Source organism: Plantactinospora sp. DSM 117369, from assembly GCF_053764795.1.
This window is the reverse complement of the sequence record NZ_CM132446.1, coordinates 2,910,074-2,934,682: the sequence shown is the minus strand read 5'-3', so window position 1 is coordinate 2,934,682 and position 24,609 is coordinate 2,910,074. Positions and strand designations below refer to the sequence as shown.

14 protein-coding genes are annotated in these 24,609 nt (G+C 71.0%); 8 read left to right on the top strand and 6 right to left on the bottom strand.

The features are described from left to right. Positions 1 to 13 precede the first annotated feature (13 nt). Entirely contained in the window at positions 14 to 964 is a 951-nt protein-coding gene (locus tag ACSMXO_RS13125) for a helix-turn-helix transcriptional regulator (protein WP_455419231.1), read from the bottom strand. Positions 965 to 1,184: 220 nt separating this feature from the next. Here ACSMXO_RS13125 and ACSMXO_RS13120 point away from each other — a divergent pair, with 220 nt between their 5' ends. The 7 genes from ACSMXO_RS13120 to ACSMXO_RS13090 all read left to right on the top strand — a co-directional run bounded on the left by ACSMXO_RS13120 (position 1,185) and on the right by ACSMXO_RS13090 (position 15,563). Then, the gene (locus tag ACSMXO_RS13120) at positions 1,185 to 1,871 is read left to right on the top strand and encodes an alpha/beta fold hydrolase (protein WP_455417932.1); all 687 of its coding nucleotides are present in this window, start codon (positions 1,185 to 1,187) and stop codon (positions 1,869 to 1,871) included. Between the two features lie 900 nt (positions 1,872 to 2,771). Continuing rightward, positions 2,772 to 5,906, top strand: a complete 3,135-nt coding sequence (locus ACSMXO_RS13115; protein WP_455417931.1) for an OmpL47-type beta-barrel domain-containing protein — start codon at positions 2,772 to 2,774, stop codon at positions 5,904 to 5,906. Between the two features lie 49 nt (positions 5,907 to 5,955). Next, positions 5,956 to 7,173, top strand: coding sequence for a multicopper oxidase domain-containing protein (locus ACSMXO_RS13110; RefSeq protein ID WP_455417930.1), 1,218 nt, complete (start codon positions 5,956 to 5,958; stop codon positions 7,171 to 7,173). A gap of 221 nt (positions 7,174 to 7,394) precedes the next feature. Beyond that, positions 7,395 to 11,330, top strand: a complete 3,936-nt coding sequence (locus ACSMXO_RS13105) for a ThuA domain-containing protein (RefSeq protein ID WP_455417929.1) — start codon at positions 7,395 to 7,397, stop codon at positions 11,328 to 11,330. Between the two features lie 185 nt (positions 11,331 to 11,515). Continuing rightward, positions 11,516 to 13,363, top strand: a complete 1,848-nt coding sequence (locus ACSMXO_RS13100; protein ID WP_455417928.1) for a LamG-like jellyroll fold domain-containing protein — start codon at positions 11,516 to 11,518, stop codon at positions 13,361 to 13,363. A 189-nt stretch (positions 13,364 to 13,552) separates the two neighbouring features. Further along, complete coding sequence (locus ACSMXO_RS13095) at positions 13,553 to 14,200, top strand: PadR family transcriptional regulator (protein WP_346263337.1); 648 nt, start codon at positions 13,553 to 13,555, stop codon at positions 14,198 to 14,200. A gap of 157 nt (positions 14,201 to 14,357) precedes the next feature. Beyond that, positions 14,358 to 15,563, top strand: a complete 1,206-nt coding sequence (locus tag ACSMXO_RS13090) for an FAD-dependent monooxygenase (protein ID WP_455417927.1) — start codon at positions 14,358 to 14,360, stop codon at positions 15,561 to 15,563. 121 nt (positions 15,564 to 15,684) lie between these two features. Here ACSMXO_RS13090 and ACSMXO_RS13085 read toward each other — a convergent pair whose 3' ends face one another. From ACSMXO_RS13085 to ACSMXO_RS13075, 3 genes are all read right to left on the bottom strand, one after another. Continuing rightward, a complete protein-coding gene (locus ACSMXO_RS13085) occupies positions 15,685 to 16,566 on the bottom strand; it encodes a hypothetical protein (protein ID WP_455417926.1) in 882 nt (293 codons plus the stop codon). Continuing rightward, positions 16,566 to 17,060 carry a hypothetical protein gene (locus tag ACSMXO_RS13080; RefSeq protein ID WP_346263340.1) on the bottom strand — a complete coding sequence of 165 codons (495 nt, stop codon included), beginning with the start codon at positions 17,058 to 17,060 and terminating at the stop codon, positions 16,566 to 16,568. Before ACSMXO_RS13080 ends, ACSMXO_RS13085 begins: the two co-directional genes overlap by 1 nt. Before the next feature lie 79 nt (positions 17,061 to 17,139). Next, positions 17,140 to 18,492, bottom strand: a complete 1,353-nt coding sequence (locus ACSMXO_RS13075) for a hypothetical protein (protein ID WP_455417925.1) — start codon at positions 18,490 to 18,492, stop codon at positions 17,140 to 17,142. A gap of 382 nt (positions 18,493 to 18,874) precedes the next feature. On the opposite strand from ACSMXO_RS13075, the gene ACSMXO_RS13070 reads away from it, so the two are divergent. Further along, entirely contained in the window at positions 18,875 to 21,775 is a 2,901-nt protein-coding gene (locus ACSMXO_RS13070; RefSeq protein WP_455417924.1) for an AfsR/SARP family transcriptional regulator, read from the top strand. Here ACSMXO_RS13070 and ACSMXO_RS13065 read toward each other — a convergent pair. Next, positions 21,708 to 22,607, bottom strand: coding sequence for an LLM class flavin-dependent oxidoreductase (locus ACSMXO_RS13065; RefSeq protein WP_346263343.1), 900 nt, complete (start codon positions 22,605 to 22,607; stop codon positions 21,708 to 21,710). The two genes, ACSMXO_RS13070 and ACSMXO_RS13065, sit on opposite strands and share 68 nt — an antisense overlap. Next, positions 22,604 to 24,499, bottom strand: a complete 1,896-nt coding sequence (locus ACSMXO_RS13060; protein WP_455417923.1) for an FAD-binding oxidoreductase — start codon at positions 24,497 to 24,499, stop codon at positions 22,604 to 22,606. Before ACSMXO_RS13060 ends, ACSMXO_RS13065 begins: the two co-directional genes overlap by 4 nt. Positions 24,500 to 24,609: the final 110 nt, after the last annotated feature.

Sequence of the window (24,609 nt, the reverse complement as noted above, 5' to 3'; positions counted from 1 at the left end):
CACCCCCGCCGCCTCAGGGGTTGATGGCGGCGGTGAGCCGCGCCGCGAGGGCGGCGACCGCGGCCCGGAGTTCGGGGCCGCCCTCGACGCGGAAGGCGAACGGCACCGTCGGCAACCACTCCTGGGCGTACATCGAGGGGTTACCCGTGCTGCCCACGAGCACGCACCCGTCGCCCGACGGTTCGAGCCGGCCCATGGGGGGCCGGATCCACGGGGCCACCTCGGCCACCGGAGCGTCGAAGACGACCCGGGTGGGGAACTCCCACCCGCTTCCCAGGTTCTCCTCCAGCGCCGCCACCGGGTCGAGGCCGGCGGGCGGCTCGAACGTGTGCCCGGTCTCCCGGACCGCCCGGACCCGGTCGAGCCGGTAGGTGCGGACCGCGTCCGCGTGGTGCGCGTGGCACAGCAGGTACCAGCGGCCGTAGCGGACCACCACCGCCCACGGATCCACCTCGGCGTCCCACTCGTTGCCGGATTCGGTCCGGTAGGTGACCAGCACCCGGCGTCGGGCCGCGACGGCACTGACGAGTGCGCTGGTGGTGGTGGGGTCCGGCCGGGACGCATACCGGTCGGGAGCGGCCGAGGCATGCCTGCGCAGCGCGGCCGCCTGCCGGCCGACGTTCTCCGGGAGCACCTGGATGACCTTGCCCAGGGCCGAGCCGACGAGGTCGTGCGCGTCGGTGTCGGCGGCGGTCGGCTGACCGTCGAGCACCGCCATGACCAGACCGAGTGCCTCTGCCTCGGTGAAGACGACCGGAGGCAGCCTGGTTCCCCGCCGGAGCCGGTAACCGCCGTAGGGACCCCGGACCGACTCGACGGGGATGCCAGCCTCGCGGAGGATCCCGACGTACCGCCGCGCGGCCCGCTCGGTGACGCCCAGCCGCCCGGCGAGTTCCCCGGCCGTCGTGCCGGGGCGGGCCTGGAGGATCTCGAGCGTGCGCAGGGCCCGTGCGGTGGGGCTCAGTTCGGTCACCCCAGCAGATTAGGTGTCCAAAGCTGAACCGGTAGTAGACCGTCCGGAATTGGGCCTAGCGTCATGCCCACGACAGGTTCCACGGGCAGGACCTCACCGGAGGGCGGGAGAGCTTCCCCGGCGATGAGGTCTGCGCATCGTCCCGGGCGGAATGGGAGTACCGGCGCGATGCCGAACGGGACCTGACTTCGTCGAAGAAAGGACACTGATCGTGGACATACTGCTCGTCGCCGGCCTCTGGCTCGACGGATCCGCCTGGGGCGAGGTCGTGCCCGCGCTCGAGGCACTCGGCCACCGCCCCGTGCCGCTCACCCTGCCCGGCCAGGGCGACGGATCCACCGCCGCCACCCTCGACGACCAGCGGGCGGCGGTGCTCGCCGCCGTCGACTCGGCGTCCGGGAAACCCATGGTGGTGGGACACTCCGCCGCCTGCACCCTGGCCTGGCTGGCCGCCGACGCGCGACCGGAGAAGGTGGGCAAGGTCGTCCTCATCGGCGGCTTCCCCACCCCCGACGGGAACTCCTACGCCGAGTTCTTCGAGCTGAAGGATGGCGCGATGCCATTTCCCGGCTGGGGGCCGTTCGAGGGGCCGGACGCCGCCGACCTCGACGAGGAGGCCCGGCGAGCCTTCGCGTCCGCCGCGATCCCCGTCCCCGAGGGGGTGGCCAGGGGCGTGGTACGGCTGGCGGACGAGCGACGGTTCGACGTGCCGGTCGTACTCGTGTGCCCCGAGTTCACGCCGGACCAGGCGCGGGAGTGGATCGCCGCCGGGGATGTGCCCGAGCTCGCCAGGGTCACGCACCTGGAGATGGTCGACATCGCATCGGGCCACTGGCCGATGGTCAGCGAACCGACCGAGCTCGCCCGGTTGCTCGCCTCGGCTGCCGTCGAATCCTGACGGCATGCCGCAACGCGTGCCGGTCGCCGCCGTCGCGGCACCCCTGGGCGGGACGACCGCGCACATCCCTAGGTCGCGGCCAGCGGGCGGCGCCACCGGGTACGCCCGGCGTCTCGCCTGCGCACCGCCACAGTGGCTCCGGGCCCCCGTGCCGATGATCCGTCCTGGTCGACGGAGCGTCCTGCGGGGGCCTCGCCGCTGCAAACGATCGACGCATGCGCAGGTGCGGAGAGACCATCGTGGACCGGCAGTGAGACACGGTCCCCTTCGACAGGTACCTGGCGCCGGGCCGCCCCGCCACCGGGGCTCGGCGGTGAGCCCCGGCACACAAGTACGGATGAATCCGGGCGTAGCCCTCCACACTGGTCGCTGCCGCCAGTCGGGCCGACTTTCTTCGCCGCCACAGTCTTTTGTCACCACGGACAAAAGTGCGGATGATCCTGCCGAAAGATCTGGACACGCCGACGGCAAGACAGTTAGTGTCGAACAATATCAACATGTTTCTACGAGGTAACCGGCGGCGCGGTTAGCTCGTCGTCTGAGAGTCACGGCTTGGCCGGGGGAGCCCGCTCTCCAGGCCGCCGTGCCCGCAGACTCCGGCGCGGCCCGCCCGCGCCATACCCGCAACGATGTCGGCGCTCCGCCGGCTCGGCAACGCGGTCGGCGTCACCCCCGTCGCCGACCCGACCTCGCCCATAGTCCACCGTGCCCATAGTCCCCCCGCCCTGATCGAGACACGTCTGTCCACACACCAGCCGCGACAGGCCGGCAGCCGCAGCACCGGACCCAGCGTCGCGGATCACGCCGGTGTGCGGTCCACCGCCATGTCACCCGTCGATCAACACGAAACCCCCACGGGTCGTCGACGTTCCCCCAAGACTCGCGAAAGGTGTGTTCGGCATGCCAGCTTTCCCTGTGCGCTCTGGCCCGCCAAGGCGCTCCCGGCTGCTTCCCCGGCTCGGCGCCGGCCTGCCCAACCGACCGATGAGGATGCTCGCGGCGATCGCCGCCCTGGTCGTCGGTTCCGCGCTGGTCTCCGTCCCGGCCGGCGCCCGCCCGGCGGACTCCGAGCCGGGCACGGCCCTCGACCGCACCTCGGCCGGGCAACTGCAGGCCCAGGTGCTCACGTGGACGGCCGGTGACAGCACCCAGGCGTACGTCTCCGCACCCACCACCGCGGTCGCCGGGCCGGCCACCCTCGTCTTCGAGAACAGCACCGCGACCGGCAACACCACCGGGATGCAGCACACCCTCACGTTCGACACCGGAAACCCCGAGTACAACCGCGACGTGGACGTGAACATCCTGGCCGACCCGTTCGACGCCAACCAGGGCCGGTGGACCGTCGACGTGGTACTCACGGCCGGCACCTACCGCTACTTCTGTGCGATACCGGGGCACGGCACGATGAACGGGCTGCTCGTCGTCACCGGCGGCGGCGAGGACACCACTCCGCCGACGGTGACCGCCGCGGTCACCGGGGAGCAGGACGAGGACGGCGCCTACGTCGGCGCCGCCACGGTGACCCTCTCGGCCACCGACACCGGATCGGGCGTGGGCCGGATCGAGTACGCGCTGGACGGCGGGGCATACGGCACCTACTCCGCCCCGGTCACGGTGAACGCCCCCGGACAGCACACCATCACCTACCGGGCCACCGACGTCGCCGGCAACACCTCCCCGGTACAGTCCACCGCCTTCCAGGTCGCCCCACCAACCGACCCCGACACCACCGCACCCACCGTCACCGCCGCCGTCACCGGCGAACAGAACGACGACGGCGCCTACATCGGCATGGCCACCGTCACCCTCACCGCCACCGACACCGAATCCGGCGTCGAACGCACCGAGTACTCCCTCGACGGCGCCGCCTACGCCACCTACACCGCGCCGGTCACGGTGAACGCCCCCGGACAGCACACCATCACCTACCGGGCCACCGACGTCGCCGGCAACACCTCCCCGGTACAGTCCACCGCCTTCCAGGTCGCCCCACCAACCGACCCCGACACCACCGCACCCACCGTCACCGCCGCCGTCACCGGCGAACAGAACGACGACGGCGCCTACATCGGCATGGCCACCGTCACCCTCACCGCCACCGACACCGAATCCGGCGTCGAACGCACCGAGTACTCCCTCGACGGCGCCGCCTACGCCACCTACACCGCGCCGGTGATGGTGCACCAGCCGGGTCAGCACACCGTCAGCTACCGGGCGACCGACGAGGCCGGCAACACCTCCGTCCCGCAGTCCGTCACGTTCGAGGTCGCCGACACGTCCACTCCGGACACCATGCCGCCGACCGTGACCGGCGGGGTCACCGGCGACCGCGACGACAACGGCGGCTACCTCGGGGCGGCCACGGTGACCCTCTCGGCCACCGACACCGAGTCCGGTGTGGACCGGATCGAATACGCGGTCGACGGGCAGGCGTACGCGGCCTACACCGCTCCGGTGACCGTCAACACGCCCGGCGAGCACACCGTCAGCTACCGGGCCACCGACAAGGCGGGCAACACCTCGGCGGCGCAGTCGGTCACGTTCCAGGTGGTCGAGCGGCCGGGTGACACCACCGCGCCGACCGCCACCGCCACCGTCGCCGGCAACCGGGACGGCACCGGGGCGTACGTCGGTGCCGCCACCGTGACGGTCTCCGCCACCGACGCCGGCTCGGGCGTCGACCTCGTCGAGTTCTCCCTCGACGGGCAGCCGTTTGCGGAGTACACCGCTCCGGTGACGGTCAACCAGCCCGGCCAGCACACCGTCTCGTACCGGGCCACCGACGTCGCCGGCAACACCTCCACGCCCGGCTCGGTCTCGTTCAGCGTGGTCGCCCCGCCCAACCCCGACAACACCGCCCCCAGCGTGAACGCCGCGATCACCGGCCAGCAGGACGGCAGTTGGGCGTACGTGGGCAGCGCCACCATCGTGCTCACCGCCACCGACACCGGGTCCGGCGTCTACCGCGTCGAGTACGCCCTCGACGGCCGGGGCTACGTCGTCTACTCCGGCCCGCTGACGGTGAACACCCCCGGTGCGCACACGGTCAGCTACCGGGCCACCGACCGGGCCGGCAACGTCTCGGGGACCGCGTCGGCCACCTTCACGGTGGTGCCGAGCGGACCGCCGGCACCGAGCTGCCGGGTGACCGACACCCGGCCGACGGTCTGGATCGGCACGCTGAACAGCGGCGTGCCCAACCGGGTGGTCGAGGACCGCTGCTCGATCAACGACCTCATTGAGGACGAGCGGGCCTGGCCCAGCCACGCCGAGTTCGTGGAACACGTCCGGGCGGTCGCCGAACACCTGCACCACCGGGGCAAGATCCTGCTGAAGGAGCAGAACGCCCTGGTACGCACGGCCCGCGAGTCCGGCGTCGGCCGGTCCGAGGCGAAGCAGGGCTACGTGCCGCTGCTCGACCGCACCGCCGCCTCGTTCAAGCTGTGGGAGCAGGTCGGCGCCGGCGGCTTCCGGCGCAATGCCGACGGCTCGATCACCAGTAAGGCCGTCGACGGCCTCGGCATGCTCTGGTTCCCGGTCCGCAGCTACGGCGACTTCTCGCTGAAGCTGCAGTGGCGGGACGACGCCCCGGGTGACGGGCGCGCCAACAGCGGCGTCTTCGTCCGCTTCCCGCAGGTGCACCAGCACCCGCAGGAGTCCCGCCCCGAGTGGGTGGCGATCAAGTACGGCCACGAACTCCAGATCTTCGACCGGACCGACGGCGACCCGTACAAGAGCGGGTCGGTGTACGGCTTCGACCGGGTCGACCTCGACGGCGCGGCGGTCACCCCCAAGGGCACCTGGAACGACTACGAGATCCGCGTCGTCGGCCAGCACTACTCGGTGTTCCGCAACGGCACGCTGATCAACGAGTACGTGAACGTCCCCGACGCCGTCTTCACCCCGCCCCGCGCGGACGACCCGGGCGGCGCCGGACGCCAGAACGCGACCGGCTACGTCGGCCTGCAGAACCACGGCGCCGGCGACATCGTGACCTTCCGCAACGTCCGGATCGCCCCGCTGACCCCGTGACGCCGCATGCCGTCTGATCCCCCGCCTAGCCGAGCGATTGGATAGAACGTTGGACCAGGAAACGAAGGACATCGGCGAGGTCGTACTCTCGCCACCCGACAGGGGGCCGGCGTCGCCGACCCGGCTGCTCGGCACGAGCGCCGGCCGGGCCGTGATGGTGGCGGCCATCATGCTGGCGACGCTGGTCGGCGCGGGCGGGCTGGCCGTGGCCGGCGGCAGCACCGCCCGGCCGGCCGAGCGGTCGGTCGAGGCCGCGGCGGCGTCGGCGGAACGGCCGGCGGGCTGCGTCACGCCGGACCGGCGGCTGAACCTGTACGCGGTCGAGCTCCCCAGGGACCCGGTGACCAACCAGGTCCGGCTCGGCTACGGCCTCACCCCGCAGACGGCCTCCTACCCGGGGCCGACGATGGAGATGATCGAAGGGGAATGCCTGGCGATCACCCTGCACAACCAGGTGCCGGCCGCCACCCTGGAGCAGTTGCGCACCGATCCGGCGCATCCGGTCGGCGTCTCGCTGCACGTGCACGGGGTCAAGTACACCCAGCAGTCCGACGGCACGGTGCACAGCAACTCGTTCGTGCCGCCGGGCGGCTCGCGGACGTACATCTGGTTCGCCAAACCGCGCACCGCGACCTCGCAGGGCACCGCCGGCTACTGGTGGTACCACGACCACGTGGTCGGCGGGCCGCATGGCACCCAGGGCCTGCGCTCCGGGCTGTTCGGCGGTCTCGTGGTACGCCGGCAGGGAGACCCGAGGCCCGACCGGACCTACGTGACGGCCTTCGGTGACCGGCAGACCATCAACCTGCGGCGCAGCGCGGAGGCCGACACCTGTGACCCGGTGAACCCGCAACCGGGCCCGACCTGCCTGGTCGCCAAGCTCGGCGAGCGGGTCGAGTTCATCGTGATCGGCATCGGAGACGACATGCACACGTTCCACGTGCACGGTCACTCCTGGGCGGACACCCGGACCGGCCTGGTCGAGGGCAGCAACAGAGCGCTCATCGACTCGATCCCGGTGATCGACAACAAGACCCTCGGCCCGGGTGACAGCTTCGGGGTGCAGATCGTCGCGGGCGATTCCGTGGGACCGGGGCACTGGATGCTGCACTGCCACATGCAGTTCCACTCCGACCTGGGCATGTCGACCACGTTGCACGTGCTCGACGAGAACGGGCAGATGCCGCCGCACGCCGGCGGCCATCCGCCGGCCGCGCCGGCACCGGGCGCGGCGGCACCTGCCGGCGCGCACTCGAACCACCGATGACCCGCGACACCCCGCACCGCCAACCGAGCACCCCTGCCAGCGCCTGAAGCACTCTTCGTACCCCCTGTGGAGGAGGAGAAATGGCTCACCGACGCCATTTCCGGCTATCCCGATCGGTCGGGCGACACCGTCCCGACCCCGTTGACCTTCCGTCCCCCGCGCTCCACCCGGTCCCCCGGCCCCGGAGTCGCGGTGCCGGCCCGTTCCGCCGCGCGGTCGCCGTGGCCTCGGGCGCCCTGCTCACCCTCGGTCTGCTGAGCGCGCCGGTCGCCGCGGCCCCGGACGCCAGCGTCGGCGGGATCGCGCCGGCCTGGGGCGGCCAGGCGGTGAACGTGCTGGTCTTCCACGGCCCGGCGGCGTCCCAGGAGGACCCGGTCGCCAGGGCCGTCAGCACGATCCGGAAGCTGGGCAACGAGAACGGCTTCACCGTGCACGTCTCCGCCGACCCGGCAGTCTTCACCCCCGACAACCTGGACCGCTACCGCAGTGTGGTGTTCCTGTCGGCCAACGGGGTGACGCTGAACGACGCCCAGGAGGCGGCGTTCCAGGCATACGTCAAGGGCGGTGGCGGGTTCGTCGGCATCCACGACGCCGCCCGCGCGCAGCCCGGCTCCGAGTGGTTCACCGGTCTGATCGGCACCCGCCCGGCGGCGAGCCTGCCGAACGCGGAGAAGATCGAGAGCGTCACGGCCAGCGGCAACAACCCGCCGAACGAGATCGTCGAGAACCTGATCGACGGGTCGACCGGGACCAAGTGGCTCACCCGTACCCCGACCGGGTGGGTCGTCGCCAAGCTCGCCGAGCCGAAGGTGATCGCGCACTACGCACTGACCTCGGCGAACGACTTCACCGGCCGGGACCCGAGGGACTGGACCCTACAGGGGTCGACCGACGGCGAGACCTGGACGGACCTGGACCGCCGCACCGGGGAGACCTTCTCGGGGCGGTTCCAGACCAAGCAGTACACGTTCACCAACACCGAGGCGTACGAGTACTACCGGTTGAACATCACCGCGAACAGCGGTGAGCCGCTGATCCAACTCGCCGAGCTGTGGCTGATCGGCCCGAACGCGGGACCGGCGCCGGAGAGCCAGGTGCAGGAGGCCGTGGTCGACGTGGTCGACCGGCAGCACCCGGCGAACAAGGGCCTGCCGTTGAACTGGACCCGGTCCGACCAGTGGATGAACTGGGACCCGAGCCCGGTCGGCCGGGTGCACACCATCGCCCAGGTCAAGGAGAACACCTACAACCCCGGGCTGGCCGGCAACGGCGCCTTCCACCCGATCTCCTGGTGCCGGGACTACGACGGCGGCCGGTCGTTCTACACCGGCATGGGGCGTACCGAAGCCAGCTACACCACCGACACGCGGTTCCGCAGCCACCTGCTCGGCGCGCTCCAGTGGACGGCCGGCCTGGTCCGGGGCGACTGCCAGGCGACCATCGCGGCGAACTACAAGATCGAGCGGCTGACCACCACCAACCAGTCCGGGCAGCTCGACCAGATCGGTGAGCCGCACGGCCTGACCATCGCCCCCGACGGCAAGGTCTTCTACATCGGCAAGGCCGCCTGCCCGAGCGGGCCGGTCGCCGACTGGGCCGACCCGAACGTGGGCCTGGGCTGCGGCACCATCCACCAGTGGGACCCGAAGACCAAGCAGGTCAAGCTGCTGACCACGCTGAAGGTGATGGGCAACCGGGGCAGCGGCAGCGAGCTGGTGAAGAACGAGGAGGGCCTGGTCGGCATCACCCTCGACCCGAAGTTCGCGGAAAACGGCTGGTTCTACGTCTACTGGATGCCGCACGAGTCGATCGACCGGGAACGGCGGGTCGGCCAGCGTACGGTCTCCCGGTTCACCTACGACCACGCGCAGCAGTCGATCGACCAGGGCACCCGCAAGGACCTGCTGCACTGGGACACCCAGATCCACAGTTGCTGCCACGCGGGCGGCGGCATGACCTTCGACGAGTCCGGCAACCTCTACATCGGTAGCGGTGACAGCAACTCCTCCGGCGGGTCGAGCGGCTACTCCGGCAACAACTGGACCCAGGAGTACGCGGGCATCTCGTTCCAGGACGCCCGGCGTACCTCCGGCAACACCAACGACCTGAACGGCAAGATCCTCCGCATCCACCCGGAGCCGGACGGGACCTACACGATCCCGGACGGCAACCTCTTCACCGGCCAGGAGCAGGGCGGCGGCAAGACCCGGCCGGAGATCTACGTGATGGGCGTACGCAACATCGCCCGGATCGCCTGGGACCCGGTGAACGACTGGCTCACCGCCGCGTGGGTCGGCCCGGACGCCGGCGCCCCGGACCCGAACCTCGGTCCGGCGAAGTACGAGACGGCGACGGTCATCACCTCGGCGGGCAACCACGGCTGGCCGTACTGCATGGGCAACCGGCAGCCGTACCGGGACCGCAGCAACACCGACGCCACCGTGCTGACCGGCTGGTACGACTGTGACAACCCGCGCAACGAGTCGCCGCGCAATACCGGTCTGGTCAACCTCCCGCCGGTGCGGGACAACATGATCTGGTACTCCCCGCAGGGTGGCGGCCCGGTCTTCCCGAAGCGGACCGACGGTAGCGGGCTGCCGACGTACAAGGCCGAGGACGCCACCTACACCCAGCCGTACCTGAGCGGTGGCGGCCAGGCCATCATGGACGGTCCGACCTACCAGCGCGAGAACGTCGACGTCAACAGCGGCGTCGCCTGGCCGGCGTACTGGGACAACAAGTGGTTCATCGGTGACCAGTCCAACGGCAACAACCGGATCGCCGTCACCGTCGACCCAAGCACCGTCGCCGAGGCCGGGGCGCCGGCCTTCGCCGAGGACCTGCGCGCCATCATCCAGAACGGCACCGGCACCAACCAGCTCGACTCCTGGATGGATGCGAAGTTCGGGCCGGACGGCGCGCTCTACATGCTCGACTACGGCAGGGGCTTCTTCAGCCTGCACCCGAACCAGAAGCTGATCCGCATCACCTACCAGGGTGGCCAGGCCACTCCGAACCCGAGCCTGGCCACGGCGCAGTCGGTCACGCCGAGCCAGCCCCGGACCATCGGCTTCTCCGCCGCGAGGGTCGGCGGGGTGGCCTGGGAGTGGGACTTCGGCGACGGCAGCAAGCTGTCGCACCAGGCCCACCCGACGCACACCTACAAGCGGTACGGCACCTTCCAGGCGACGGTGAAGGTCACCTACGCCGACGGGGAGGTGGTCACCGGCAAGATCGACGTGAACGCCGGCTGCGGTGCCGCCGACGCCCGGCCGACGGTCTGGATGCTGGACACCGACACCGGGGTGGCCAACCGGCAGACCGGCGGCGGCTGCACGATCAACGACCTGATCGACGACGAGACCACCTGGCCGAACCGGGCCTCGTTCGTCACCCACCTCGACGCCGTGCTCGCCGAACTGACCGCCGCGCACGTCATCGACAACCGCGAGATGAGGGCGCTGCGCCAGGCCGGGCGGCAGTCCCCGATCGGTGCCACCGACGGCTACCAGCCGATCTTCGACGGATCGGCGAAGTCGCTCGCCGGCTGGCGCCAGGCACCCGGCGGGTCGTTCGCACTGCGCCCCGACGGTTCGATCCGCAGCTCCGGCGGCCTCGGCATGCTGTGGTACGCGGACAAGCAGCTCGCCGACTACTCGATCAGGGTGCAGTTCCGCGACATCTCCCCGGAGAACGTCCGGGCCAACAGCGGCATCTTCGTACGGTTCCCGGACCCGAGGACTCCGCTGGAGCAGCGCCCGCCAGGCAGTTGCGGCACGGTGGGTTCGGCCCGTACCTCCCCGGCCTGGGTCGCGATCTACTGCGGCCACGAGATCCAGATCTACGACGGCGAGACCGGCGAGCCGCAGAAGACCGGCTCGGTCTACAACTTCGCGCCGAACACCCTGGACAAGGCCGGGGCGACCCCGAAGAACCAGTGGAACGACTACGAGGTCCGCGTGATCGGCCAGCACTACACGATCGTCCGGAACGGTGTGGTGATCAGTGAGTTCGACAACACACCCGGCAAGCAGTCGTCCCGCCAGGGCGACCCGCCGACCGACCTGCGGCAGTTCCTCAGCGGCTTCGTCGGGTTGCAGAACCACGGCACCAACGACGTGATCGAGTTCCGCAACATCAGGGTGCGCCAGCTCTGAGCGACCGGGTGCCGGATACGGGCGTAGCCCCGTATCCGGCACCTTTGTTTTCGCGAGCGTCCAGGGGTGGTGCCGCTGCGAGGTTCACCCGGAGTTCGGTCCGCGTTGACGGCAGAAATGATCTCTGTTTGACGGCTTCCGTCGTACTGATCTGCGGTTTCTTCCGCGATCCGAGGAGCACGATCATGCAGCAGACCCCGAACCGGCGCAGATTCCTGCAGGGGGCCGGGCTGGTGGGGGCTGGCCTGGTGGGCGCAGGTACGGCCGGGGCGCTCATCCCGGGCACCGCGCTGGCCGGCCAGCACACCGGCGACCGCCCCAACCTCGGGTCACCCCGGTTCACCCTGGCCGTCATCCCCGACACCCAGTATCTGTTCGACGCCGACCGGGGCGACCCGGCGCCGCTCACCGCGACGCTGCGGTGGATCCAGGATCACCAGGCGGAGCAGAACATCGTCTTCACCACCCACCTCGGCGACATCGTGGAGAACGCGGCCGCTGCCGAGTTGGCCCGGGCCGGCGAGGTCTTCGAGATCTTCGACCGGCGTCGGACGCCGTACAGCGTGCTCGCCGGCAACCACGACGTCGACCCGTCAACCACCGACCAGCGTGGACCGGGTCCGTACCTCGACGTCTTCGGGCCACGGCGATTCCGTACCTCGCCGACGTACCGGGGCGGCACGCCGGACGGCTACAACACGTACCACGTCTTCACCGCCGCCGGCCGCGAGTGGCTGGTGTTCGCCCTCGACTGGCGGCCCTCCGACGGCACCCTCGGCTGGGCGAAGGCGGTGCTCGCGGCACACCCGCGTACCCCCGTCATCCTGACCACCCACGACCTCGCGCACGCCGACGACACCGGCGTCGCGGAACTCTCCGGGCACGGCCAGCGGCTCTGGGACGGGCTGATCAAGGACAGCGACCAGATCTTCCTCACCCTCAACGGGCACTTCTGGCCGCCCGGACGCACCGTGCTGCGCAACAACGCCGGGCGGGACGTGCACGTGCACATCACCAACTACCAGGACCGCTACTACGGCGGCGGCGCGATGATCCGGCTCTACCACTTCGACCTGGCGCGCAACACGATCGACGTGGAGACGATCTCGCCGTGGATCCTCGGCCAGCAGCCGGAGCGACGCAACGCACTGGAGCAACGGGAGGTCGAGTTGACCGACCCGGCCAACCGGTTCAGCCTCGCCGTCGACTTCGCCGACCGGTTCGCCGGGTTCGCCCCGGTGCCGCCCCGCCCGCCCCGCAACCCGGCCACCGTACTGGTCGACGGCACCGTCGCCTACTGGCGGTTCGACCAGGGCCGGGCTGATGGCACGCCCGTGCCGGACGGCTTCCGGATCGCGGATCTCTCCGGCCGGGGCAACCACCTGACCCGGGTCAGCCTCGCCGGCAGCGGCCCGGACGCGTTGCGCTGGTCCACCGAACACCACGGCGACCAGCCGGCGCACGCGAGCCTCTTCTTCGACGGCGGCAAGCTGCCCGCCCGCGGCGCCTACCTGCGTACCGTCGACGAGGCGCCGCTGAACGCGACGACCTTCAACAACGGCTACACGATCGAGGCGTTCGTGAAGCTGCCGGCAGACGTCCGGGCCACCAACCACGCCTGGATGAGCATCCTGAGCCGGTTCGGCGCCGGCCGGGACGCCGGCAAGACCGGCGGTGACCCGGCGGAGCCGATCGCCACGCTCAGCATGTCGGATGGCATGGCGTTGCAGTGGGCGGTCTTCCCGGTCAACCAGGACGGCATCTCGACCAACTGGGGCCACGAGATGCGCGCCGACGAATGGTTCCACGTCGCGGTGGTGAACGACGGCCGGCGTACCACCCTCTTCGTCGACGGCGCCGAACTGCTCCGCAACCCGTCCACCCCGGCCCGAGGACTGGCCAGCTCACGCGAGCCCTGGTTCGTCGGCGCCTACCACTACGACCGGATCGTGGAACAGGGCTTCTACGGCTGGATCGGAGACCTGCGCATCGTCGACCGTCCGCTGCCGGTCAGCAGGTTCCTCCGGGCCTGACCGGCGCCCCGGCCGGCGTCTCGGCACTGACGACGGCCTCCGGACGGAGTCGCGCGGCGCCGACGCCTTCGCCACCCGGCTCGGTGCACGCGCCCCCGTGCACCGAGCCGGCATCCGTTGCCAACTGATACTCGCGTACATATACTCGTCTGCAAGTAATCGCATGCGAGCATCGGCGAGGTGGGTAGCGTGGCGAAGCGGCGCAAGGTCAGCAACCTGTTGGCCCTCGCCGTGCTGTCGGCGCTCGCCCAGCGACCCATGCACCCCTACGAGATCGCCACGGCCTTGCGAACCTGGGGCAAAGACCAGGACATGCAGATCAAGTGGGGATCTCTGTACACGGTCATTCGCAACATGGATAAACACGGCATGATCGCGGCCGTGGAGAGTGTCCGCGCAGGCCGTCGACCCGAACGCACCGTCTATCGCATCACCGACTCCGGCCGCGCGGAGCTGGTCGACTGGGCCCGCGAGCTGGTCTCGACCCCCATGCCCGAGCAACCGCGCTTCCGTGCCGGCCTGTCCGTGCTCGCCGTCCTTCACCCGGACGAGGCCGCGCGGCTGCTGCGGCGGCGGTTGGACCTGCTGGACGACAACCTCACGGCCGCCCGCGACGCCCTCGCGCAGCACACGCGGCACATCCCGCGACTGTTCCTGGTCGAGTCGGAGTACGACCTGGCCATCCAGGAGGCGGAAGCGGCCTGGATCCGCGCTCTGCTCGCCGAACTGACCTCGGGCACCTACCCGGGGCTGGACGTGTGGCGGGCCTACCACGAAACCGGCGAGATGCCGGCAGAGCTGACCGAACTCGCGGAAAGGACCAGCTCGACGGAGTGACGGACGGCCCTGGCGCGGTGCGCCAACACCGCGCCAGGGCCCTTACCTCGAACCACACCTGGGAAGGCGCTCGGCGCGAGGCGACAACCACGAGGATAGCCGGTTCCCTCCCAGGTCGGTTCGCCATGCACGAGAACCGATGACCAGGGAGAAGACCATGACTGAGGTACGGACAGCGATCGTCGTCGGCGGCGGCATCGCCGGCCCGGTGGCGGCACTGGCGCTGCGCAGGGCGGGCATCGCGGCCACCGTCTACGAGGCGTACCCGAGCACCGCCGACGGCATCGGGGGCACGCTCGCGCTCGCGCCGAACGGCGTCGCGGCCCTGCGGACCGTCGGCGCGGACGAGGCGGTGACCGCAATCGCCACGCCGATCACCCGGATGGCCATGGCCGTCGGCGGCAAGCATTTGGAAATGCCCGGCCTGGCCGACGTGCCGCCGTTGCAACTGGTGCACCGCAGCGACCTATACCGGGTACTGCACGACCGCGCCGTCGCCGGCGGCGTGACCATCGAGTACGGCAAGCGCCTGCTGGACACGCAGGAGAGCGCGACGGGCATCACGGCAAGGTTCGCCGACGGCAGCACCGCCAGCGCCGACATCCTCGTCGGGGCCGACGGCATCCGATCGACCGTACGCCGCCTGATCGACCCCGAGGCACCCGGCCCGCACTTCACCGGACTCCTCGGCTTCGAAGCGGTCGCGCGGCACGAGGTGGAGGCCGGCCCCGGCACGATGACCTTCACCTTCGGCAAGGGCGGCTACTACCTCTACTGGCCGGAGCCGGGCGGCGGCACCCGGTGGGGCGTCAACCTGCCGCAGGAGCGGCCGATCAGCCTCACCGAAGCCCGGGCGGTGCCGTCGGCCGACTGGATGCGGATACTGCGCGCCGCCTACGCCGATGACGATCCCGGCCGTGACCTGATGTCGACCAGCAGCGCCGACGAACTACAGGTGGTCGGATCGTTGCAGATCATGCCACGCGTCCGACACTGGCACCGGGGCCGCATGGTGCTGGTTGGCGACTCGGCTCACGCGCCCTCCAACAGTTCCGGCCAGGGCGCGTCGCTGGCAATCGAAAGCGCGGTGCAACTGGCTCGCTGCCTGCGTGACATCACCGACGTCCCGGCGGCGTACGCCGCCTTCGAGCGCCTGCGGCGCGGCCGCGTGGAGAGGGTCGCCGCCCGAGCAGCGCGGATCAACCAGGCCAAGGCCCCGGGCGCGGTGGCCAGGGTGTTGATGCCACTGCTGATGCCACTGCTGATGAAGACCGCCATGAACCCGGAGAAGACGATCGGCCCGGAGCAGCGGTACGTGATCGACTGGGACGCACCGGTGACCGCGGACCCGGCCCTGAGCTGAGCCTGTCAGCATCGCCGCCGGGAGCCGGCCGGTGGTCCACCCGACCGCACCAGCGACGGGTGGACCACGGTCGGCTGGCGCCACCGCCTGCGGCAAGCCGTGCACAGTGGATCCCGCACGCTCAGATACCCGGAGTGGCGGTCATGCCGTGCGGGTCGAGAGATGCCTCGAGCCGGATGCCCCCGATGGTCGTCACCCGCTCGCTGTCGGCGTTCTCCGTCGCCCACTTCTCCGCCTGCCTGCGCAGTTGGTCGCCCTGCGGCGAGAGCACCGCGTCGGCCAGGCTGGCGGCGAGCGTCGTGCACGGCTTGGACTTCAGGCCGGCGCGGCAGCGACCGCTGACCAATTTGATCTTGTCGTCCGCGTCGTACTCGATGGTCACGTACATTTCCCGCTCGTCGTCATCCGGCGGGCGGCATTCCATCGTCTTCCTGGACCGTTCCGAGGTCTCCGGAGTGGTGGCGTCGGTGCAGACCCACGAGTTGGACTTCTTCATCCAGTCTTCGGCGACCACGGCGAGGGTCACCCCGGTCATGTACTGCCGCTCGGCGGTCGGGAACTCGGCGGCGAACGGCGGCGCGGAGTCGTTGCCCGGAGGTTCCGTGGTCACCATCCCGGCGATACCGCCGGCGAGCCCGCCGAGTACCGCCGTCGCCACCAGCGTGCCGACCAGCGCCAGCAGGAAGCCGGCCTTGGACGGACGCCGAGGGACCACGCCCCGGGGCGGCGGGAAGGCCATACCCGGCAAGCCCGGACCTGGCAGGCCGGACGGGCCGGCCCCGCCGGGCGGACGGCCGGCGCCGGCCGGGGTGGCGACGGCCGGGTTGGCTGCGGCCGGGGTGGCGCCGGCCGGAGAGTGCCCGAACGGCGGCTGCGACCACGCCGGTCCGGGCTGCCCCGGCGCCGGGGCGGGTGGTGCGGCATCCACCGGGCGCCAGCCGGTGCCGTCCCACCAGAACCTGCCGTCCGGGGAGTAACGCTGTCCGGAAGGTTGGGCGGTCATCAGAAGTTACCCCTGATATTGAGTTCGACGGCATACGTCTCGGGATTGGTCAACCGGTACTCGTAGTCGCCGATGACGGCTCTGGTGTCCTTGTTGCCGTTGACCTGCTCAGCCACCCACTCCTCGATCTGGCCGGACGTCTCCTCGTCGCCCGCGTAGGGCAGGGTGGCAAACCAGTTCAGGTACGCCAGGCCGGTCTCGGCGACCGGGGTGGCCCGATAGATGTCCACGGTCATCGCGTGGATGAGCTCGTCGGAGACCTGGAGCGACGCCCGGAAGCGCACGAAGCCGATCCGCAGCTCGCAGTACTGGTGGTTGCTCTCCTTCGTGCAGGTGTGCCCCTGGCCCTGGAGCGCCTGGACCACCGTCGCCGCCTCGAGCCGGGGAATGCAGCTGTAGCTCCCGCAGGACTGGGAGGCCCGGCTGCCCTCGTAGCTGCGTGCGCCGAGGAACGCGCCGACGCCGGCGAGCAGCAGCATGACCACACCGAACACGGGGAGCAGGAGCCAGCGGGGCCGGTCACCCCCGCCGGGCCTGGCCCCCGCACCGCCACCCGGTGACGCCGCCGACATCTCAGCCCCCATTCCGGACGAAGCTCTTCCACCTGCTGAGGAACGAGCCGCTGGACATGTCGAGCACCTCTTCGGAGATGCCCTCGAAGATCGGCAGCTCCAGGATGGAGCGGTCGCCCGAGTCGATGCGCTGGACGAGGCGGGCGTACAACTCCGCCGCCGCGTCCCGCCCCTTCAGCCGTTCGGCGACGCTGAAGACCGTCGAGCCGAGGGCGTAGTTGAAGCCGGCGTCCTTGTAGAAGGTCTTGCTGGGCGGTGTGGTGCCACGGAACTTGCCGGCCCGTACCCCGCTGGCGACCTCGTTGCGGATCGCGGCCGCGTGGGCCGGCTGGTCGATGGTCTCGCTGTACCGGGCGAAACCCTCGACCACCCACCTGGCCGGCCGCAGGAGGTCGCTGTAGCCGGACAGTGCGACCCGGGCGGTCACCGAGTGGGTCAATTCGTGCCGGATGGTGCTCCACGGCTGACTCTTCCCGGCCTCGATCGACGCGAGGTTGACCAGGATCCGCGAGGCGGCGTACTGGTCGGTGTAGGTCTGACCGTCCTTCCGCACCCCGAGCTGCGGAATCTGGTAGCCCAGCGCCTGCTGGGCGAAGTCGTCGGCGCCCGTGATACCGAACCACTTCTCGACGTTCTTCCTGTCCCGGGTGAAAAAGAGGACATTGCCGGGAAAGGCTTCCCGGTCGCCCCAGAGCTGCTTGACCTTGGCCAGCTCCCGGTTCGTGACGGCGGCGTACCGGTCCAGGTTGGTGACGCTCTCGTCCCCGACCAGCCAGACCGTGTCGCCCACCTTCAGCACCGTGAGCTTGTCGGTGTTCCACGGCGCGTCAGCGCGCGGCCCGGGGATCTGAAGCTCCTCCCGGTTCTCCATGGTGACCCGCACTATGTTGCCGACCAGGTAGGTGTCGCCCTTTTTCGTCAGCCAATAGAGGAACGACTCGGCCGGTGCGATGTCGCCGGGACCGGCGTCGGCGGTGAGCTTGGCGATCCGGGTCACCGGCCGGAACCAGAAGCCACCCTTGTCGGGCTGCTCGCTCATGCCGTTCAGGACGTACCGGATCTCGGCGAATTCGAACTGGCGCAGGTTGGCGAAGACCAGCCGCTCCCGCTCGATCAGGTCCTTGTTGGCCGGATCGAGGTCGGCGAGGTACGCCTTCTCGTTCTTCTCCGTCAGCGCCTTTGCCCGGCGCTCCAGGATGGGTCTTATCCGGCTCAACTTCGAGGCCGAGCCATCGTAGTCCGCACTCTGGATGACCGGCTTCTCCGGTCCACCGCATCCGGCCAGCAGCAGCCCACCGGCCAACAGAACCGACCGCCTCGACCACTGGAGCCCACCGGTCACGTCGTTCGGCATCACATCCGGCACGTTGCCGTACCCCCAAGTCCCCCGGAACGTATTCGTCGGCCGGCTCACCCGGCCCCTGGCGCTGGTGAATTCCGTGATCACCGCCGGGTTTTTGGCCCGGCGTGCCTACCACGGGACGTCGCGGCCTGGCGCTGCCTACCGTGACGAGGTCGCGGCTCACCACGGGTGGTGAGCCGGCGCGGGTAGAACCATCCGAAAGGGTGCGCCCAGATCGCGCACAGATCCCGCACAGGCGCCGTGGCGCGCTTGACGATTCGTCCCTTATATTGGCGGTGTTCCGTGCCGCGCGAGGCTGGCCAACCCGTACGGACTTGTCGTTTCGACGTCCGGTCTATCGACGTCGGGCGGGTCGACGTGGGTGAGGAGCAGAGTGGAGCTTCGGGTGCTGGGGCCGCTGGAGGTGCGGCACGCGGGGGCGAGCGTGCCGCTGGGCGGGCCTCGGCAGCGCGCCGTACTAGCGGCTCTGTTACTGCGCGCCAACGACCTGGTGACCTCCCAGTACCTGACCGAGGTGGTGTGGGAGACCCCGCCCGCCAGCCCGGAGTCCAACCTCCGGACGTACGTCGCCGGGCTGCGACAGCGGTTGCAGCAGGCCGGCGCGGACGCTTCCCGGCTCGTCACCGACGCCGGCGGCTACCTGTTCCGGGTTCTACCCGGTGAGTTGGACCTCGACACGTTCTCCGAGCTGATCGGCCGGGCACGGCAGGCCCAGGAGGAGACCGCCTTCGTGCGAGCAGCGGAGTGCTACCGGGAGGCGCTGCGCCTGTGGCGCGGCACTCCCCTGGACGGGCTGCCGCTCGGCCCACGTCTCTGGGCCGAACTGGCCCAGTTGGAGGAGCGGCACCTCAGCGCCGTCGAGCAGCACGCCACGACGCGGCTGGCGCTGGGCGAGCACGACGGCGTGATCGGCGAGCTCCGTCGCCTGGTCCTCCAGCATCCGCTGCGGGAGAACCTCTGGTCCCGGCTGATGCTCGCGCTGTGCGCCGCGGGACGCCCGGCGGAGGCGCTCAAGGCTTTCCAGGATGCCCGCCGGGTGCTCCGCGACGAGCTCGGCACCGAGCCCGGCGGCGAGCTACAGGATCTCCACCAGCGGATCCTCCGCCAGGAGGCGGTGGCTTCGCCACCCGAGCCGCGCGCCGCCCCGCCCGCCGGAGCGGCCACCGTGCCGAGGCAACTGCCGTCGGACGTACGGGGATTCGCCGCCCGGGCGACCGAACTGGCCCGGCTGGACGCGATCCTGTCCAGCACCGGCGAACCTGCCACCGGGGTACCGGTCTGTGTGGTGTCGGGCACCGCCGGAGTCGGCAAGACCGCCCTGGCGGTGCACTGGGCGCACCGCGTGGCCGACCGGTTTCCCGACGGGCAGTTGTACGTGAACCTGCGCGGCTTCGACCCGACCGGTGCGACGATGAGCCCGGCCGAGGCGGTACGCGGTTTCCTCGAGGCCCTGGCCGTGCCCCCCGAACGGATACCCGCCGGTCTGGAGGCACAGTTCGGCCTCTACCGCAGCCTGTCGGCGGGCCGGCGGATGCTGGTCCTGCTGGACAACGCGCGGGACATCGAGCAGGTCCGGCCGCTGCTGCCCGGCACGCCCGGCAGCCTGGTCCTGGTGACCAGCCGGAACCACCTGACCGGTCTGGTCGCGGCCGAGGGTGCCCACCCGGTGACCCTGGACCTGTTGACCGTCGACGGCGCGCGGGAGATGTTGGCCAGCCGCCTCGGTGCCGCCCGGATCGACGGCGAGCCGGAGGCCGTGGACGAGATCATCGAGTCGTGCGCGCGGCTGCCGCTCGCCCTCGCCGTCGCAGGTGCCCGCGCCGACACCCACCCCGCGTTCCCGTTGGGCGCGCTGGCCCGCGAGCTGCGGGACGTCCGGGCCGGGCTGGACGTGTTCGCCATCGGCGACGCCGCCACCGACGTGCGGGCGGTGCTCTCCTGGTCCTACCGCACCCTGAGCCCGGCCGCGGCCAGGCTCTTCCGGCTGTTGGGCCTGCATCCCGGCCCGGACACCGCCGCACCGGCGGCGGCGAGCCTGGCCGGGCTGCCACCGCATCGGGTACGCCTGCTACTGGCCGAACTGGCCCGCGCCCACCTGGTCGTCGAGCATGCGCCCGGCCGGTACGCCTTCCACGACCTGCTTCGCGTGTACGCCGCGGAACTGGCGGCCGAGCTGGACCCGGAGCCGGACCGGTGGACCGCCGTACGCCGGGTCCTCGACCACTATCTGCACACCGCGCGGGACGCCTGTCGGCTGCTGGATCCGCACCGGGACATGCTCGCCGTCGAGCCAGCCGAGTCCGGGGTGGAGTGTGAGCCGCTCGCCGATCGCGCCGGGGCCCTGCACTGGCTCGCCGCGGAGCACTCCGTACTGCTCGCCACGATCGCCAGGGCGGCCGGCGACGGGTTCGACGCGCACGCCTGGCGCCTGGCGTGGATCCTCGTGGACCACTTCGACTACGGCGGTCGCTACCACGACCTGGCGGTCACCCAGCTCACCGCGCTGAAGGCCGCCCGGCGACTCGGCGACCGGCGGGCCCAGGCCTATGCGCAGCGCGGGCTCGGCGGGGCGTACGCCCAACTGGGCCCGCTCGGCAAGGCCGAGACCCACTACCACCTGGCGCTCGGCCTCTTCGGCGAACTGGACGACCCGGTCGGGCAGGCGTTCGTCCACCTCGGACTCGGCAGGGTGCTCGCCCGGCAGGCACGGTACGCCGAGGCGCGTGACCACGCCGAGCAGGCGTTCGAGCTGCACCGGGCCGCGCTCAACCGGACAGGGCAGGGACGGGCGCTCAACGGAGTCGGCTGGTACGAGGCCCAGCTCGGGAACTACCGTAAGGCGCTGGTGCACTGCCAGGAGGCGCTGCTCCTCCAGCGGGCCCTCGCCGACCGGCGCGGTGAGGCCAACACCCTGCACAGCCTCGGCTACGCCCACCAGCACCTCGGCAGCCACCGCCAGGCAGTCGCCTGCTACCGGGAGGCCCGGGACCTCTTCGCCGGGCTCGGCGACCGGTACAACGTGGCGGACACCCTGGGCTATCTCGGTGACGCCCATGACGCCGCCGGCGATGCCGGGGCGGCCGGGGACGCCTGGCGGCAGGCGCTCGACATCTTCGTCGAGATCGGGCATCCGGACGCCGAGCGGATCCGCGGCCGGCTGGGTCGTCTGCGCGCCCGGAACGCCGGCTTCGGTGCGGGGTCGGTGTTCAGCCCCGCTCGCGCTCGACGAGTTCACGTACGGCCGGTGCCACTTCCGCGGCGAACCGTTCGGTGATGCCGTGGTCGTCGCCGCCGATGAGGAAGGCGGTGACGCCGTGCGTGAGGGCGAGATCGGCGAGCTGTTCCACCCACTGGGCGGGTGGGCCGGCCAGCAGGCCACGGCCGGTCGGGGAGAACTCGACCTTCATGAAGTTCATCAGTCGCCGTACCTCGGCCGGGGAGCGACCGGCCCCGACCGCGGCCTCGTCGATCCGGGCGTTGTGCTCGGGCAACGATTCGACCCCCCGGGGCAGGTACTCGACCGTGGGCAGCCAGCCGTCGCCGAGCGCGCCGGTCAGGGCCAGCATCTTGGGCTTGTAGGCGCCGACCCAGATCCCGATGTCGTGCACCGGCCGTGGTCCTCGCTTCGCGCCGGCCACGGTGTAGTAGCGACCGTCGTGCCGCAGCGCGCCGCGGGCGTCGGTGTCCCACAGGTCCCGGATGATCGCGATGGCCTCGCCGAGCGCGACGACACCCTGCCCCGCGGTGAGGCGACGGCCGCCCATCGCGGCTACTCCGTCCCAGAAGGCACCGGCGCCGATGCCGAGTTCGAAGCGGCCGCCGCTGAGCACGTCGAGCGAGGCCGCGGCCCGGGCGAGTACGGCCGGCGGGCGCAGCGGGAGGCTGAGCACGTTGCCGCTCAGCCGTACCCGTTCGGTGCGCGCGGCGACGTAGGACAGCAGTGTCCAGGTGTCCAGGTACGCCGGCTGGTAGGGGTGGTCCTGGAACGTGACCAGGTCCAGCCCGGCCCGGTCCGCGGTGATCGCCAGGTCGACGACGTGCTGGGCGTTTCCCGCGGCGGGGGTCACGAAGGTGCCGAACAGCAGGTCGTGTCCGTAGTCGGTCATAGCGTAGCCTCCTCGTCCGCCCGCTCGGCGGCGGGCATCCCGGCCCGGGCGTCGAGGCGCGGGTCGATGTTGAAGTTGTCCCGGAACAGGTTGTCCGGGTCGTAGCGCCGTTTGAGGCCCCGCAGCCGGGCCAGCACCCGCGGCGGGAAGGCGTCGTGCAGCCGCTCCGGACGCAGGTCGGTGTCGAAGCTGAGGTAGAGGCCGTCGAAGTGGTGGGCGAGCCGCTCCCAGGCCGCGTCGAGCGCCGCCTGGTCCGCGCCCATCGCCGTGACCTGGAAAGCCGGGGTGCGGTGCGCGAACGCCGTCTCGTCAGCCGGGGTGTCGGCGATGGCTCCGCCCATGGTGCGCAGCTCGAAGAAGTAGACCAGGCCGCTGCGCAGCAGCCGAGCGGCGTCGCGGGCGAACTCGTCGGTGAGTACCGGCAGGAACGCCGACCGGGAGACCGGCTCGCCCATTCCGTGCTGGCCCTCGGGACCGACGTCGGCGGCCTGGGCCATCACGTCCTTGTACCTGGTGAGCACGACCTGCTGTTGCGCGAGCAGGCCGAGTTCGGTGAACGGGGTGAGCCGGTCGACGATGACCTCGGGGTCCTGCGCGTCGACTATCGAGAACAGTTGAACCGTCGACTGGCCCTGGCGGGGCCGCCCGGTGACGAGGAACGCCGTCGTGTCCCGGGGCGCCGTACTCGCCAGCTCGCCGAAGCGACGCAGGGTCTGCGCCATGTCGGTGCTGACCAGGACGAGCTGGGCCCACCCGATCTCGCGCAACTCGTTGACCTCGAACTCGAAGGCCGTGGCCACGCCGAAGTTCGCGCCCGCCCCGCGTACCGCCCAGAACAGGTCGGGGTTCTCGTCCTTGCTCGCCCGCACCGGTGTGCCGTCGGCGAGCACCAGGTCGACTGCGCGCAGGTGGTCGATGGTGAGGCCCTGCTCGCGGGAGAGGAGTCCGATCCCGCCCGCAGTGGCCAGCCCACCGACCCCGACACCGCCGTAGTCGCCGGAGCCGAGCGCCCAGCCGTACGGGTCCAGTGCGGCCGCGACCTGCTTCCAGGTGGCTCCCGGGCCGATCCGTACCAGGCGCCGGTCCCGGTCGAGTACCTCGATGCGGTTCAGCCCTCCGACGTCGATGACCAGACCGCCGTCGTTGGTCGAGCGACCGCTGATGCCGTGCCCGCCACTGCGTACGCCGAGCGGAAGGTGCCGGTGGCGGCGCGCGAAGGCGAGAGCGTCGGACACCTCCGCCGGCGTGCGAGGCCGCAGCACCAGCCCGGGTGAGCCGCCCCGCAGGTAGGTCGATGCGGTCGCGCGGTACCCCGGGTCACCGGGCTCGACCGCCACGTCCGCGAGTGACTCCGGTATCCCGTCGTAGTCGATGCCTGCCCGGCGACGCGCCCGGGCAGCCGCCGGCCGCCGTGGCCGGACGCCGCGGCCCTGCTCGCCGAGCAGGGCGGTCAGGCGATCCACGTCCGCCTCGGTGCGTACGGGTACCACCACCGGTAGCCCGGCCTCGGCCAGGGCGCGGAGCTGGTCGGGCCCGGCACCCTCGGGCGCGGTCACCCAGGCCGACTCCGACGTGATCAGCCTGGTGCCGGCCAGCAGGTCGAGACTCTGCCGGGCCTTGTCGACCACGGCGGGGTACGGCGCCTGCGGGTCGGTCGGGTCCGTGGCAGGCGCCGGGGAGGCGACGCCGAACTGGATGTGCTTGGTCCGGCCGGCGAGCCAGACCGCAGTGGTCCAGGGATCCAGTCCGTGCCGTTCCTCCGGAACGCCGTCGCCACGCACGACGACAAGGTCCAGACCGCCCGCCTCCGCCCGGCGGGCCAACGCGGCGAGTGCTTCGGGATCGGGCCGCGCCCCGGAAAGGTCCAGCGCGATCCCCAACTCGATGGCCATCCGATCTCCCACCAAAAATCTTGATCTTAGATCGTATTGTGAACAGACGTTTGGTCTAACGGTACATGCTGGTGGAGATATTCCGGGGTGACCAGGGTGACACCGCCGAG

Coding starts and splice junctions, on each gene's coding strand:
- ACSMXO_RS13115 (WP_455417931.1), top strand. CDS start 2,772: ATGCCAGCTTTCCCTGTGCGCTCTGGCCCGCCAAGGCGCTCCCGGCTG.
- ACSMXO_RS13100 (WP_455417928.1), top strand. CDS start 11,516: ATGCAGCAGACCCCGAACCGGCGCAGATTCCTGCAGGGGGCCGGGCTG.
- ACSMXO_RS13090 (WP_455417927.1), top strand. CDS start 14,358: ATGACTGAGGTACGGACAGCGATCGTCGTCGGCGGCGGCATCGCCGGC.
- ACSMXO_RS13085 (WP_455417926.1), bottom strand. CDS start 16,566: ATGACCGCCCAACCTTCCGGACAGCGTTACTCCCCGGACGGCAGGTTC.
- ACSMXO_RS13075 (WP_455417925.1), bottom strand. CDS start 18,492: ATGCCGAACGACGTGACCGGTGGGCTCCAGTGGTCGAGGCGGTCGGTT.
- ACSMXO_RS13065 (WP_346263343.1), bottom strand. CDS start 22,607: ATGACCGACTACGGACACGACCTGCTGTTCGGCACCTTCGTGACCCCC.
- ACSMXO_RS13060 (WP_455417923.1), bottom strand. CDS start 24,499: ATGGCCATCGAGTTGGGGATCGCGCTGGACCTTTCCGGGGCGCGGCCC.